Annotated in this window: 7 protein-coding genes and 1 riboswitch; of the genes, 2 read left to right on the forward strand and 5 right to left on the reverse strand. The window is 38.8% G+C overall.

What is annotated here, in order from left to right:
* Positions 1 to 92: 92 nt before the first annotated feature.
* On the reverse strand, positions 93 to 3,854 hold the full coding sequence (gene addA, locus CKK03_RS09630; protein ID WP_099362376.1) for a helicase-exonuclease AddAB subunit AddA: 3,762 nt from the start codon (positions 3,852 to 3,854) through the stop codon (positions 93 to 95).
* Positions 3,847 to 7,335, reverse strand: coding sequence for a helicase-exonuclease AddAB subunit AddB (gene addB, locus CKK03_RS09635; RefSeq protein WP_099362377.1), 3,489 nt, complete (start codon positions 7,333 to 7,335; stop codon positions 3,847 to 3,849). The genes addA and addB overlap by 8 nt, the downstream gene beginning before the upstream one ends.
* 218 nt (positions 7,336 to 7,553) lie before the next feature.
* On the opposite strand from addB, the gene CKK03_RS09640 reads away from it, so the two are divergent.
* Positions 7,554 to 10,220, forward strand: a complete 2,667-nt coding sequence (locus CKK03_RS09640; protein WP_099362378.1) for a cation-translocating P-type ATPase — start codon at positions 7,554 to 7,556, stop codon at positions 10,218 to 10,220.
* A 102-nt stretch (positions 10,221 to 10,322) separates the two neighbouring features.
* Positions 10,323 to 11,474, forward strand: a complete 1,152-nt coding sequence (locus CKK03_RS09645; protein ID WP_245864078.1) for an MFS transporter — start codon at positions 10,323 to 10,325, stop codon at positions 11,472 to 11,474.
* Here CKK03_RS09645 and CKK03_RS09650 read toward each other — a convergent pair.
* From CKK03_RS09650 to CKK03_RS09660, 3 genes are read right to left on the reverse strand one after another with little or no spacing between them, the layout of a single operon-like run.
* The gene (locus tag CKK03_RS09650) at positions 11,471 to 11,926 is read right to left on the reverse strand and encodes a flavodoxin domain-containing protein (RefSeq protein ID WP_099362379.1); all 456 of its coding nucleotides are present in this window, start codon (positions 11,924 to 11,926) and stop codon (positions 11,471 to 11,473) included. The two genes, CKK03_RS09645 and CKK03_RS09650, sit on opposite strands and share 4 nt — an antisense overlap.
* Before the next feature lie 2 nt (positions 11,927 to 11,928).
* On the reverse strand, positions 11,929 to 12,975 hold the full coding sequence (locus CKK03_RS09655) for a ribonucleotide-diphosphate reductase subunit beta (RefSeq protein ID WP_099362380.1): 1,047 nt from the start codon (positions 12,973 to 12,975) through the stop codon (positions 11,929 to 11,931).
* 15 nt (positions 12,976 to 12,990) lie between these two features.
* On the reverse strand, positions 12,991 to 15,279 hold the full coding sequence (locus CKK03_RS09660) for a ribonucleoside-diphosphate reductase subunit alpha (protein ID WP_099362381.1): 2,289 nt from the start codon (positions 15,277 to 15,279) through the stop codon (positions 12,991 to 12,993).
* A 143-nt stretch (positions 15,280 to 15,422) separates the two neighbouring features.
* Positions 15,423 to 15,620, reverse strand: a riboswitch (cobalamin riboswitch).
* Positions 15,621 to 15,768: the final 148 nt, after the last annotated feature.

Below are 15,768 nucleotides of genomic sequence, written 5' to 3' on the forward strand. Positions count from 1 at the left end.
ATTTTAACATAGGAGGCTGGCTGGAAATGGTAGAGTTAACTGGAAATTGATATAAAAAGTACTGCCCTTAATTAAGAGCAGTACTTCTTAAACTACACCTCTAACAAATGGCCACCATCAAAAAAGTATAAATACTTTTCTGTAAGTGGTTTTCTCCAAATGTGTTCGATGGCCTTACTATATAATTCAAGCTGTACACGATAACGGTCTTCAAGCTCAGGCTTTGCATCTTCAAAGCTTCTGAACTTCCCCGTTATCGTATCTGTTTTATAATCAACTAGAACAATTCCTTTATCATCTTCAAAAATACAGTCAATGACCCCTTGGATAAGGACATTTTCCTGTTGTTCATCAGACCAGTCCGCATAGGCTTCAATAGCTGGAATAGCCACACTAAATGGAACTTCTCGTCTTACATTTTCAGCTGTAAGCATACGCTTTGCGAGATCCGATTTAAAAAATCCCAAAATACTCGTTACATCAATTACATCAGCCTGCTCCTGTGTTATTAATTCACGATGAACCATTTTTTGAATCTGCTCGCGAATTGATTCTTCATTTATTGGTTCACGAAGGCTAATATGCTGCATAACCATATGCATCGCTGTACCACGTTCTGCAGGTGTTAATGATTTTTGCTGCATGAACCTTGGTCGGTCTGCAGAGCTTGAGCGGAACTTTGGAAGAAAGAGTGTATCACTTTGTTCATCCAGGCTCTCTCTTTGTCTTTTGATTTCTGAAACAGATTGTTTGGAACGCTTATTCGCCGCAGATTTAAATGGGTATTTCCAAGTTAATTGATGTTCAATTCTTTCTAAAAGTTCACTACTAACTGGAATTGGCTTTCCATCTTTCATTGCTGCTTCTATTTGTTCTTGCTTACTTTCTTCCCCAACCTCAATTTTTTGTAGCTCTACAGAAGGGATTGTCCGAATCTCCCATTTTGCTTGATGATTTACGATATCGGCTGGGAGTTGGTCTACAGATTCTTCCCCTCGTAGCAACACGGTATCCTTATGTCGAATTAAACCGTGGCCGATCCAATCTAAATAGGATTTTGCACCTGCTCTTAAATGGTCTGCAATTAACCATTCTTTGTTTTGAAGTGTAGCCTGCCATCTACCAATTTGCTTTTCTACATCCTTCACCGTACCTACAAGATATAGCTTTTCCTTTGCTCTCGTAAGGGCAACATAAAGAACACGCATTTCTTCTGAAATCAGTTCTAGATGCATTTTCTTCTTGATCGCAAGCATTGGTAGAGTTGGATAGCTAATCCGAAGCGTTGGATTCACATATTTCGTTCCAAATCCAAGCTCTTTATCTAATAAATATTTTTTATTTAAATCCATCATATTAAATTGCTTTGAAAGTCCACCAACAAACACAACCGGGAACTCTAGTCCCTTACTTTTATGAATTGTCATAAGGCGGACAACGTCCTCTTGTTCTCCAAGGGCTCTAGCTGTACCTAAATCATCGCCACGATCCTGCATGCGTTCAATAAAACGCAAGAATCGGAATAATCCTCTAAAGGATGTTGCTTCATATTGACGGGCACGGTCGTACAGGGCACGAAGGTTTGCTTGACGTTGCTTTCCTCCAGGCATGCCCCCTACAAAATCATAAAAGTACGTTTCTCGGTACAATTGCCAAATCAAATCAGATAATGAACCTGTTCTTGCTCTTGTACGCCAGCTATCTAATTTATGATAAAAATCGGATACTTTCCCGTGTGTTGCATCATCAGAAGAGACTTCCTTTAGAAATACTTTCAACGCCTCATAGTAAGGACTGTTTTTCTCATACGTTCGAATTTTGGCAAGTTCATCGGCTTCAAGTCCAACAATTGGTGAACGTAAAACGGATGCGAGTGGAATATCCTGGTATGGATTATCAATCACCTTCAGTAAGGACATCATAACGCTGACTTCTGTCGCATCAAAATAGCCGGTTGAAAGATCGGCATAAATCGGAATACCTTGTTGTTTGAATTCCTCCATAATTTGAGGAGCCCATGGCATTGAACGCATCAAAATGACAATATCGCGATAAGTTATACCCCTCATCCGGTTTTCTTTACGATCATACACTTGGAACCCAGAAGAAATCATGTCCTTGATTTGCTTCGCCATCGCGCGAGCTTCAAGCTGGGCTGTTTCAAGCTCTGCTTCGTCAAAGAGGATCATTTGCTCCTCATCGTCTTCGTTATTCTCTGGCTCATAACTTGTCACTTCTTGGCCATTCTTATCAATTAACAATAGTTCAGCAGCCATTTGATTACTTTCGGGATAATCAGCGCCTAGTTTTAGCTCAGCATCATCGTCATATTCGATTTCACCAACGGCTTCACCCATGATTTGTTTGAACAAATAATTCGTTCCGTCCAAGACCTCTGCACGGCTACGGAAGTTTTTCGATAAATCAATTCTTAATCCAGTATCTTCCCCTAATTGGGTAAACCTTTTATATTTACTTAAGAACAACATCGGTTCTGCAAGCCGGAAACGGTAAATCGACTGCTTCACATCCCCAACCATAAACATATTTCCAGTTGCTTCTCCGTCTTTTGTAACGAGCTTTAAAATGGACTCCTGTACCATATTGGTATCTTGATACTCATCCACAAAAGCCTCTTCAAATTGGAGCCGGTATTCAAGCGCTGCTTCGGAAGGCACTAACTCGTCTGACGAAGTCCCACCTTTTCGTAGTATCTCAAGGCAATAATGCTCTAAATCAGAAAAGTCAACTAGCCCCTTTTCTTCTTTTACCTTCTGAAATCTGTCACCGAATTCAATTACAAGTTCAACAAGCATCTCGATCGAAGGCTGCATTTCTTTAATGTTGTCTAAATAGCTTTCTGGCGGACGGCTGAACAAATCTTCCTTTATTTTTTCAACCAGCTTTTTCGCGTCATCTCTGAGCTTTGAAACCTGTTCCTTCAGATTTTCATCATACTCATCACCCTTAACAGGCTTCGCTCTACCAAACACTAGAGTCTGCATTTCATGATAAAGAGCCGTCCATGAGTGGTTCTTCGCATGTAAGAGTCGATGGATCTGCTCAAGGTCTGCTTCAATATTTTCTGCCCTTGGAGCAGGTCCCCCAGGCATTCGAATTAAATCCATCGCATGTTCTAAATTAGCTTTTGCCCCCTCAAGCTGAAGAGAAATATCCGCTAACAAATATGGAATATACGGGGTTTGATCCAAACTCTGATCATTTACTCGGTAATCTTCCACAATTTGCTTAAGCCACTCATTAGGCGCTGGATGTGCTCGTGAAAATTCATATAGTTTCCGAATCATATTTTGCAATTCAACATCGGTGCGGTCATTCGTAAAGCGATCAACTAAGTCAAAGAATTTCGTGTTTTCGAGTTTACTGTAATGCTCTTCAAAAAGTTCCTCCATTACCTCGTCTCGCATTAACTCTGCCTCAGTTGAATCTGCTATTCGAAATCCAGGGTCAATGTCAATTAAATAGTAAAACTTCCGGATGACCTCCAAACAGAAAGAGTGAATCGTTGAGATTGAAGCACGATTGAGTAAGCTAAGTTGGCGTCTAACATGTAAGGAGGCTGGATCTTCCTTTAATGCTTTTTCTAGTGCTTCTCCAATTCGATTCCTCATTTCAGCCGCAGATGCATTTGTAAAAGTCACAACAAGTAATCGGTCAACATCAACCGGATGTTCCTTAGATAATATCTTTCTGATAATCCGCTCAACAAGGACTGCCGTTTTACCAGAACCCGCTGCAGCTGCGACTAAAATATCTTGACCACTTGAAACAATCGCTTTCCATTGATCATCCGTCCACTGACTTCCTTCTGGTTTTGGTATGAGATTAGTCATGAATTTTCACACCTCCATTCCGAATTTTCTCCAGGATAACGTCTTTACTTTCATTTTGGAGTACTCGGTACTTATTTTCCTCTAAACTTTGGTCAAACTGACAAACAGATTTAAACGAACAGAACGTACAAGGCGTTTTATCCTTAAGCTTATATGGTGCAATATCGATTTCACCATTTGTTATCCTGTTTCCAGTGTTTTTAAAGACTCCACGTACATGGTTGCGAAGATATCCCAACTCTTCTTCACTTGCCACTTGCGAATTAGAATAAAAGCTACCGTCCTTCTTAATGGCTGCAGAGACAATTTGGGAGTAGCCTGTCCCGAGTGATTGGTCCATTAAACGAACAGATTCCTCATCCCCTAATAAGAGTCCTTTCATTTTAAATCTCTTAAAAATTTCCTCTTCAATTTTATCCTCAGACAGTACTTTATTTGAATGAATTAATGGATCATGGATATGGAAATATAGAACTCCTGCAGGTTTTGCAGCAGTACCGATCCAATCTTTCGAATGAGTAATGATTACATCTAAATACGTTAACATTTGTAAAGCAAGTCCATAATAAACCTCTGAAAGATTAAGTGCCTTTTGACTAGACTTATAGTCGATCACTCGTAAAAGCACACCATTTGAACTTTCTGCTTTATCAACGCGGTCTATTCTACCTATGAGCTCCATTGTACTGCCATTATCCAAATTAAAACGAATTGGTGGAAGTGGCCCCTTCTTGCCGAAGCCTAGCTCAATTCCTACTGGCGCAAAGCCACTTGCTTTCGCATGGTCACTTAAAATCTTTGATGCACGACTGATGATTTTTTGTAATTTATGCATGATATAGTGATAACGGTTTGAGCTTAATAAAATTTCTTTCTGTAATCGTGGAGCTAATTCTTCTACTGCTTTTATCGCTAACTTGTCACATTGCTCTTTTGTTAAGTCCCGCCAGTCGATACTATTCTTTCGTAAAAATTCGGCAATATTCTTTAAAGCCGCATGGAATAAATCACCGATATCTGGAGATTCCAAGCGAAATACTTTCCGTTCTTTCAACTGAAGTCCATAGCTTGCAAAATGCGAGAAAGGACAGCCCTGGAACACTTCCATTCGAGAAACGCTCCCTTGAATATGGTCACCATATAGGGCATCCGTTATTTCTTTTGATAGCTTTTTCGGTTTGTTTTTATAAAATAAACTACTTAATACAAGCTGACTTTTATCTTTCATTTCATCGTGGTTTGCAAAATAATTGTATACATCCCACCATAACTCCTGAATTGGATACTGCTTTTTCCAAGCCTGTAATTGTGTTGCCAATGAAGATAAGGCAACATCAGGATTCACAATGTATTCTAACTGCTCTACAGCTGGTAACTCTGAAGGTTCATTCATGTAAAACTTTTCTTCTGCATTTGGGAATAGATCCTTCAGACGTTTTATGAGTGGTGATGGAAGAAGTGACTTTCCTTCTTCGTTAGCTAAAGGATAGCTAATATACAAAGCTTCCTGTGGACTAGTTAGTGCACAATAAATAAGGAAATTTTCATCTAAAAGAGTCTCTCGACTTCCTGGCGCTAATTGTAAACCAGCATCACCTAATGTTTCTCGGTCTGATTCCGAGAATACACCTTCTTCATTTGGACGTGCAGGAAGGACACCATCATTCGCACCGATAATAAAGGTACATTTAATGTTTGATAATCTAGACCGTTCCAAGCTTGCGACTAGGACTTGGTCTATCGCAGGCGGCACTAGTGCAAATCGCATGCTTTCCAAACCAGTTTCAATCATGTTACTAAACGTAGTAAGGGAAACTTTTTCGTCACCAACGATTTCAACATATTGATCTAGTAGTTCTAAAACCGCATTCCACACCTGATCATTTTCTCTTGCTTCCGAAAGTCGTCCAGCGAGTTCTGCGTTCAATTTTAACTCTTCCATTTTTGCAGGGATTTCAAGATCCTCTAAATAAAGAAAAAGTGCCTCACACATCCCTCTACCGTCCTTCGCCTTTTGGAGACGTTTCCCGAGGGAAAGTAACGGGCGGGCTATCATGTCACGAAGGTCATTTAGCTTTTCCTCATATTCACGTTCGTTGTCTGTTTGCGGAAGGTCAGAATCCTCTAAACCCCTTATGCGTTTATATTTCCATCTCTTATCATTTGTCCATTTATAGCCTTGAATCCCGTACTCAAGTACATAGTTTTCAAGCTTGTCCATGTCCTCTCGGAGTGTTGAAATCTCTTCACCAAAAGGATACAGGAGATCTGTTTTGACACAACGAAATACAGACTCATAGCGCCAATTGCTATTTACGACCTCAAGACTTGAACGGATCAATTCAATTAATGGATGATTTAACATCGATCGTTTTTGGTCAATGAAAAATGGGATGTGATAGTCTTGAAAGATCGTTTCAATAATTTCATGATAATCACTCGCATTTCGAATCATAATCGCAATATCACGATATCGATAATTTTTATCCCTTGCTAATTTTTGAATTTCACGCGCAATCCCTTCAATTTCAGCACGTCGATTCACCGCTTGGCTTAGTGTGATTGACGTCTGACCTTGATATGGAACTGTTGGTCTTTCATCAAAGTATCTTTCTAAATGTGCTAACGACGGTTCAGAGGAGTATCGATATTGATTTGTTAACAAATTGGGCTCCTCTACCTTTATGCTATTTTCTTGAGCGAATTGAATAATAGATTGATAGGTTTTTCCAGTCATTCGGAAAAGACTTAAATCATGTGGCGGAACTTCATACGCCTTATCAATTGTTAAAGCAATTGTTACTTTCTTTGAGACTTTCATAAGCTGCCCTAAGACTTCAAGCTCCTGTGGGGTAAAGCTATGGAATCCATCAATTAAGATTTCTGCTTCTTTAATATAGGTAGATTGAGGAATTTTTTCCGCTAATAGTCGTAAATAATCTTCAGAATCTACGTATTTCTCAAATAGATGTTTTTCTAATTCTTCATATAAAAGTTGAAGATCATGTAATTTATCTGAAAGTACTTTGTTATCAGGTGCAGCTGTTTGTTTTTGTTCTTCAAGAGTTTCAGGAGTGACACAATATCGTTTAAACTCCGCGACCATTTCTTCCATTTGAGTAATAAATCCATTTTTATCAGCAGCACGTGAGAAAACCTTAAGGTCCTGTTTTTTGGAATCAATAATTTTACGTAGAAGCATATTCACTCCAACATTATTCACATGATAACGGCTCATTCCCCCTGTTTCCTGCAACACTCGCCATGCCAATCGAGTAAAACTGAATACTTGAGCTCTCATCATACCGCCAATTCCAGGGGTGTTGATTAAATCATATTCTGATTGGAACGTCATTTGGTCTGGAACTAAATACACAATCGGAAAACCTGTTGGGTCGTCAAGAAGCTTTGAACGAATCTCTTCAAGACATGTGTATGATTTCCCTGTACCAGCACGTCCCAAAATAAATTGTAATGACATATAGTAACCTCCTAAAGAGAGAAGAATATTTCGTTTCATTCTTATCCTCTAATTGTATCAAAAAAAATGTCGAACAGTGAATTGTATCACCATCCAGATTCTAGAAAGTGTCAAAGAACGCTCACAATCTGCTATTTTTCAGGATGTTATAATTTTTGTAAGGTACTTCCAATACATTTGAATGAGTAGATTTTATTATGTAGAAAGAAGTGATGATAATGTCACAATGGTACAAGAAATCCATAGCAGATGTAGAATCGGAACTTACCACAAATATTGAAGCAGGACTTTCAGAAAGTGAAGCATCGGAACGACTTCAAAAATTTGGTCCAAACCGCTTTGAAGATCACGAAAAAACTTCGATTTTAAAATTGTTTTGGGTTCAAATTAATAGCATGTTAATCTACATACTAATAGCAGCAGCTGTTATTTCGGCTTTTGTTGGCGAAATAGCTGATGCGACCATTATTTTTATCGTCATCCTTCTTAATGCTGTAATTGGGGTTGTTCAGGAGTCTAAAGCTGAAAAAGCTTTAGAAGAACTAAAGAAAATGTCCACACCAAAAGCGATTGTCAAAAGAAATGGGAGCCTGAGGGAACTTGCTTCTGAAGAAATTGTCCCAGGTGATATTGTCATTTTAGATGCCGGGCGCTATGTCCCTGCAGATTTACGCCTCGTAGAATCAGCGAATATGCAAATCGAAGAATCTGCTTTAACAGGGGAGTCTGTTCCAGTTGAAAAAAGTGCTACTTTAATCACCAGTCACGAGGCATCCATTGGGGACCAACGTAATATGGCGTTTATGACAACTCTTTCAACATACGGCAGAGGAATTGGCATCGTTGTCGATACAGGAATGAATACGGAAATTGGAAAGATTGCTAGAATGCTTGGCAAACAACAAAAAGAAACAACCCCTCTTCAAAAGAAATTAGACGAATTAGGTAAGTTCTTAGGAATAGGCGCGATTATAGTTTCCATTGTCATCTTTTTCATTGGTTTCTTTCAAGGAAGAGAACCGTTGGATATGTTCCTTATTGCTGTAAGTTTGGCGGTCGCAGCGATTCCAGAGGGTCTTCTTGCAATTGTGACGATTGTACTCGCTATGGGTGTCGGGCGGATGATTAAGCATCATGCGATTGTACGTAAGCTACCTGCCGTGGAAACTTTAGGTGCAGTAAGTGTGATTTGCTCAGATAAAACAGGGACACTAACGCAAAACAAAATGACAGTCACCACTATATTTATGGATGATCGTTATCGGGTGATTGGTGAGGTTCCTTCTGACTTCGCACAAAGCCATCCATTTTTTCATGGGATTATATTATGTAATGATGCCCAGGTTTCTGGTGATCAAAGTACAGGAGATCCAACCGAAATTGCACTTGTTCAAGCGGGATTGAACATTGGCTTGCATAAAGAGAAACTTGAAAAGTCCTTCAAACGGATCTACGAACTACCCTTTGACTCTGATCGAAAAATAATGACAACTGTTCACGAAGATAACGATAGGATTGTTTCCTTTACAAAAGGGGCTTTGGAGAGCATTTTACCTAGGGTAACAGCTATTTATAAAAATGGGGAAGTTACCCCTCTTACTGATATTGATCAACAACGTATTCAACAAGCTGCAGGAAAAATGTCAGATATGGCCTTACGTGTTCTAACTGTGGCTATGAAAAATGTATCAAAAGATGACAGCCTTGATAACAACTTAGAAACAGATTTTATTTTCCTTGGCCTAATCGGTATGATAGATCCTCCTCGGGAGGAAGTGAAAGCATCGATTGCCTCTTGTAAAGATGCGGGCATTCAGACCATTATGATTACGGGTGACCATCAAAAGACAGCATTGGCAATCGCGTCAGAACTCGGAATAGCTAACCATGAGGCACAAACGATGACTGGCCAAGAACTACAAGCACTTAGTGATGTGGAACTACAGGAAAAAGTGAAAAATGTTCGCGTATTTGCACGAGTTTCTCCCGAGCATAAGGTGCGTATTGTAAAAGCATTAAAAGATAATGGACATATCGCCTCAATGACTGGTGATGGTGTGAATGATGCTCCTTCATTAAAGCAGGCTGATGTGGGAGTAGCCATGGGGATCACAGGTACAGATGTTGCAAAAGGGGCCGCTGATATCATCCTTACAGATGATAATTTCGCTACAATTGTATCAGCTGTCGAACATGGAAGAAATATCTACCAAAATATCAAGAAATCGATTTTATTTTTACTCTCTTGTAATCTAGGAGAAATTACTGCGTTATTCATTGGTATTTTACTTGGCTTACCCGCTCCATTGACAGCCGTACAAATTCTATGGGTGAATCTAATTACAGATACCCTTCCCGCAATTGCATTAGGGATGGATCCTGATGATCCCGATGTAATGAAAGAAAAACCGCGGGATCCAAAGGAAAGTATCTTTTCCAAGGGGAGTGGAAGCTTCACTGTATTGAATGGGTTATTAATTGGTTTCATTACCTTATTTGCATTTGTAGAAGGTCTGCGTTTCTATTCTGGTGCAAGCTCTGTCTTTTCAATTGATTATAGTAACATTACAACAGATGCATTAATTCACGCTCAAACAATGGCGTTTACCACATTAAGTATTTCTCAATTGTTTCATTCTCTCAATCTCAGAAGTCGTAAGAAATCGATTTTTAAGGTGGGACTATTTACAAATAAATACTTAATTGCTGCTATTTGTTTAGGTATTGCCATTCAAGTGGGGCTTGTCTACATCCCGTTCTTCAACAATGTATTTGGCATTCATTTCCTTACTGGCAAGGATTGGCTTCTCATTCTTGGACTATCCATTGTACCTGTTATAGGAAATGAATTTATGAAGGTTTGGAAACGAATATTTTCTGCTTAAACATTCAAGAAGGTCCAGTGCATGATATTTCTGCACTAGGCCTATTTTTTTAGAACCCGCATTTTAAGTTAGGCATATGTTAAAAAGAGGTGGTGGTTTATATTGAATCGGTTATTTCTTGTAGCATTTATGCTTATTATTACGGGCGTATTTGTAGCCTCCAATATCTATACTTTGATTCCAATTTACCCTAACATTTCAGCTTCCATCAATATTACGATTGAAAAAGCCGTGCTTGGAGGGAGCATTTTTTCATTTTTCTATGCGATTGGGTTACTAACCTTTGGTCCACTATCTGAAAGAATAGGTAGAAAAAAAGTGATCGTCTCTGGGTTATTCTTTTCAATTGTTACGACCTGGTTCGTTGGTTTTTCCTTTAATGAGGCAAGTCTATATGTTTTTCGTGGATTACAAGGGATTGCTCTTGGAAGCTTTGCACCGGTTGCGTTTGCCTATACATTTGAAATATTTCCAGTGCGACATCAAACCCTAGTTCTTGCCCTTATCAATAGCGGTTTTTTAATTGCAGGAATCCTTGGACAGCTCATGAGCTCAAGTATCACTTATTTTTATGGGTGGGAGTATGTTTTTTATTGTTTTGCTGGGATCTATCTTGTCCTTTTTATAGGTAGTCTGTTTATATACCCCAGTGTGCCAGTTATGAAAAAGGCAGATGCCTCCCTCTTACAAGACTTTTATAAAATTATAAAAAACCCTTCATTAGTCATATGCTATATAATCACTTTTTCAATTTTGCTTTCCTTTATTTCATTTTATGATGGTATTGGTCAGTACTTAAAAGGACGGCATGGGGTCGACGAACAGACATTATTCAAGATCAGGGCAATTGGCCTTATTGGTGCGTCTCTGTCTCTATTCACCGGAAAATTGGTTCAACAATTCGGGGACCGTCGAACATTATTAATTGGATTAAGTTTAGCTACCACTAGTCTTATTTGTCTTTTAATGTCCAAAACACCAGGAGTTATTGCTGTTTTAAGCATACCTTTTGTTGCTTCAATATCATTGCTCTTCCCTTCCATCATATCCCTAGTAGGCAAATTGGGAGAACACGCACGTGGTTCCGCTATTTCATTATATTCCTTTACATTATTAACCGGCGCTAGCTTTGGTCCGATTATAGCCTCAGCTTTAGATTTTTCTATTTTACTAGTAAGCCTTATTGGAGTGTTTATCTTCAACATAGCCTTAAGCATGCGGTTAAAATTATCCTATGAAAAAGGGTACCACTAGACAGTGATACCCTTTTGACTATTAACTCGTTCTGTTACAACTCGGGCAAAGAGCTCGAACCGAGGTTCATCGATTCGCTGTGGCATTAATTCAATTTTTAAGGTCGCCGCTAACTTCGAGTGTACATAAAGCATATCGCGAAATGCATCAACCGCCCCACAAAAATTCGGATAGCATTGGTCTCCAGTACCAAAAACCCCTGTTACAATACCATTTGTAGGGCTGTTCTCAATGGCTCGATAAAGCCGAAGCATTTCGTGCGGAATTTCCCCATTCCCCCATGTATAGGTCCCTATGATCATGACATCAAATGATCCTAATTCGTAATAAGGAAAGTGTTCCACCTGATAGACATAACACTCAGTTGTATACCTTCTCATATAATAGTTGATGTTTTTTGCCGCTTCCTCTGTATTGCCTGTTATTGATGTATAGACAATGGCGACTTTCATACTTATAGCTCATCAAATCCATTGGATTGGGATACCTTTGTATACGTCCGTGATTTTTGCTCGAAGAAGTCAGATTTGGTATCATTCATCATCTCATCACTAAATACCTGAATCCATGGCATTGGGTTTTCTTTTTCTTCATATAGATTTTGAAACCCAAGTTGACGGAAGCGCTTGTTCGCAAGGTACTCGACATACTCATCAAATTCACGTAAATCGATTCCATCAATGTCTTTTAAAATATAGCTTGCCCACTCTTTTTCAAGCTCTACTGCCTGTCCAATTGATTTATAAACATACTCTTTGTTTTCTTCGGTATTCAATTCTGGGTTCTCTGAAAAAAGAATTCGAACAAATTGTGCAATGAAATATGCATGCTGCATTTCATCCCTTTGAATATAGCTAATCATTGTACTAGTCTTAAGCATTTTTTGTTGCCTAGCTAGATTATAGAAAAAGGCAAAACCTGCATAAAAATAGATGCCTTCTAGATTAATTGAATTAATTGCTAACTTAAATAAGTTTTCCGGAGTTGGATGTTCCCTAAAACCTTCGTAAGCCTCTAAAATCAATTGATTCCTTTTTCGGACAATCGGGTCTTCCTTCGCCTGATTAAAACGATCCTTTTGTTCATTTAGTGGTACTAATGAGCTCAAAATATAGGAATATGATTCATTATGTACGGCTTCCTGTTGCGAAATCACTGCAAAAATGGCTTTAAAACTAGAGTCCGTCACATAATCCATTACCTGGTTCATTGTCGGTGTTTGCAAACTATCTAATGATGCAAGTTGCGTGTTAATTCGTAAAAACACATCCTTTTCAATAGAACTTAGTTGATCCCATTGCTTGATATCATCCTGCATATTGATTTCTTGTGCTTTCCAAAAATTCGAAAGCAAGGTTTGATAGAGTGTATACATTTGTGGATATGCGATATCGTTCCAATTCAATAGTCCTGAGGTTTCCCCATTAATGATTCCTGTTGATTTATTCGGAAACTCTGGATTAAACAATTTTATTTTTGTTAATGGCTGATTACTCGTCATCGTCTTGATTCCCCCTTAACTATGGCATAGTTCACATTCTTCAATTTCTGCTTGTGACGTGCTTCTCACATAATACGTTGTCTTAAGTCCTTGTCTCCAAGCCTCTAAGTGAAGCTGTAAAAGATCCTTTGCTTTAATGTCATGTCTCACATACAGATTGAAGCTAATTCCCTGGTCGATATGACGTTGGCGTGCTGCATTTTGTCTAATGCTCCAAACCTGATCCACCTCATGACGTGCTTTTCGATAAAACTCGTACGTCTTATGATTGATATCAGGTGCGGTAACTTTAAACTTAAAATTCTTTTTTTCCTCCGCATATTCAGCCGCATAGATTGGGTCAATTCCATCTGTGGAACCTCCTATTTTAGCTGTCGATGAATTTGGCGCCACAGCCATTAGCCAGCCATTGCGCACACCATGTTTTGATATATTTTCTTGAAGCTTACTCCATCGTTCCGACGAATACTTTCTGCGAGTAAAATAGATGCCCGATTCCCATTCAGAACCTTTAAATTTACTATAGGCTCCTTTTTCCTTCGCTAGCTCCATCGATGATTGGATTGCATTGTAAGCAACTGCTTCATATAGTTCATCTGCATATTGAACAGCTTCATCAGATTCCCAGTAAATACCCTTTAATGCTAAAAGATGATGCCAACCAAAGGTACCTAATCCTACTGCTCGAAACTTCTTATTTGTGAGGTCGGCTTGTTTAACCGATATCGTATTTAAATCTACAACATTATCAAGCATCCTAACCTGGATTCGAATTATTCGTTCAAGGACATCGTCTCCGATAGCTCGTGGGAGATTGACAGATGACAGATTACAAACCACAAAATCACCTGGTTTTCGAATGATCACAACATTTCCTTCATCGTCGATATACTCTTTCGTAATCGCTGTTGCTGACATATTTTGTGCGATTTCTGTACATAAATTACTGCAAAATATCGAGGTTCGTCCTGTTCCTAAAAGGTGTTTGTTCGGATTCTGGCGATTTACTTCATCGCGATAAAACATGTAAGGTGTTCCTGTTTCTAATTGAGCAATCATAATCCTTGCCATGACATCCATAGCGCGATAGGATTTACGTGGTAAAAGTGGATGATTCACAGCTTCCACGTATTTTTCAGTGAAGTATTTTTCATCCTCTTCATCGTAAAAGTCCTCGAGTCCTAATGGGTTTCCGTTCTCATCTTTCCAACCCAGGATTTGCTTTACTTCATGTGGACAAAAAGTGTGCCACTCCCCAATACTTCTGCCGTTCTCATCTACCTCTTGCAGCTTTTCCATAAATAAATCAGGTACGGAAACCCCTGTAAAAATATCATGGGCCTTACGGCGTTCGTCTCCATTATTTGTTTTTAAGTCAAGAAAACCGTTCATAATATCTTTGTGAAAAAGGTCTAAATAGATGGCAATTGCTCCTTGGCGTTGTCCTAATTGATCAACGCTTACTGCTGTATCGTTGATCAGGCGAATCCATGGAACGATCCCAGAAGAATTCCCTTTGAATTTCTTTATGTCAGAGCCTAACGCGCGAACTTTGCCATAGTATACGCCAATTCCGCCACCATCTTTTGATAATCTAGCAATATCCCAGTTGTTTAAATAAATGCCATCAAGTGAGTCTTCAACAGTATCAATGAAACAAGAGGACAACTGACCAAAACTTTTACCTGCATTTGATAGAGTTGGAGTGGCGACTGTCATGTATAAATTACTTAATGCCCAATAGGCTTCTTTCACGTAAGCAAGACGAACTTCCCTTACCTCATGCTGCATTAATGTCATCGCAATTATCATGAATCGCTCCTGTGGAAGTTCGTAAATATTTCGTTCGTAGGCCCTTGCAAGATAGCGATCCGCTAATAAAAATAAACCAATGTATGTAAATAAATGATCCTTAGAAGAATCAATTACATCTCCTAGTTCAATTATTTCATCCTTAGAATAGGAGTTTATTAATTCATTAGAATATATTCCTTTTGATGTTAGTTCCTTTAACAACTCATACAAACTGCCATATTTTAGAGCACTGTTGTAATTTCGATTAGTTGCAGCTTTTTCATACAGTTCATTTAAATAGAGATTAGCCGCTAAATATGTCCAGTTGGGTTGATCCATGGCAATTTTGTTTAAAGAATAAAAAAGTGCATGCTGGTTCGCTTCAAATGTCTTGAAATTCATTCCCTGTAATTTGTTTCGAATTTCTGTCGTGTCGAGCTGGTAGGTACTTTCTGCATATTCAAGCGAGTGTAAAACTGAATCCAATTCCCCTTGTGTTGTAATATTCATCTATTTCTCTCCCTTAACAATTTATTCGCTAAAATAAAAAATCCGCCCAATTGAATTGAGCGGATGAAACGATAACATCAAGAGAGCACAAGAGTTGCCCTACCTGTCGCCACCGTTTCATCTTCCCAATCCCCGAAGAAGGTGAAACATCTTAAGAAAAGACAGGTCTCCTGACTAATGCGTCACTCTACTTTGAACCCTTCCCATATAAGCACCTTTAATTAAGTGATCTTATACAGTGGTCTGTTCATTTCGTCAGCATTTACAGTTGCGGGGGCAGTTCTGGATTTTCACCAGATTCCCTTTTAAGCACAAATGGCATCTTTTTCCCAAGGCTAAACACAATATGTAGTTGTTAATATTCAAAATCTATCAATATATACTATTACATTTAATAATAAGGGACACCTACTATTTTAGCAAGACAAAAAATGACAATTATTTCTCGAGAAATAATACCTTGTACTTTTTCTTGTGGGGAAAAAGTGT

The organism is Fredinandcohnia onubensis (genome assembly GCF_002734215.1).
Lineage (GTDB): Bacteria > Bacillota > Bacilli > Bacillales > Bacillaceae_L > Ferdinandcohnia > Ferdinandcohnia onubensis.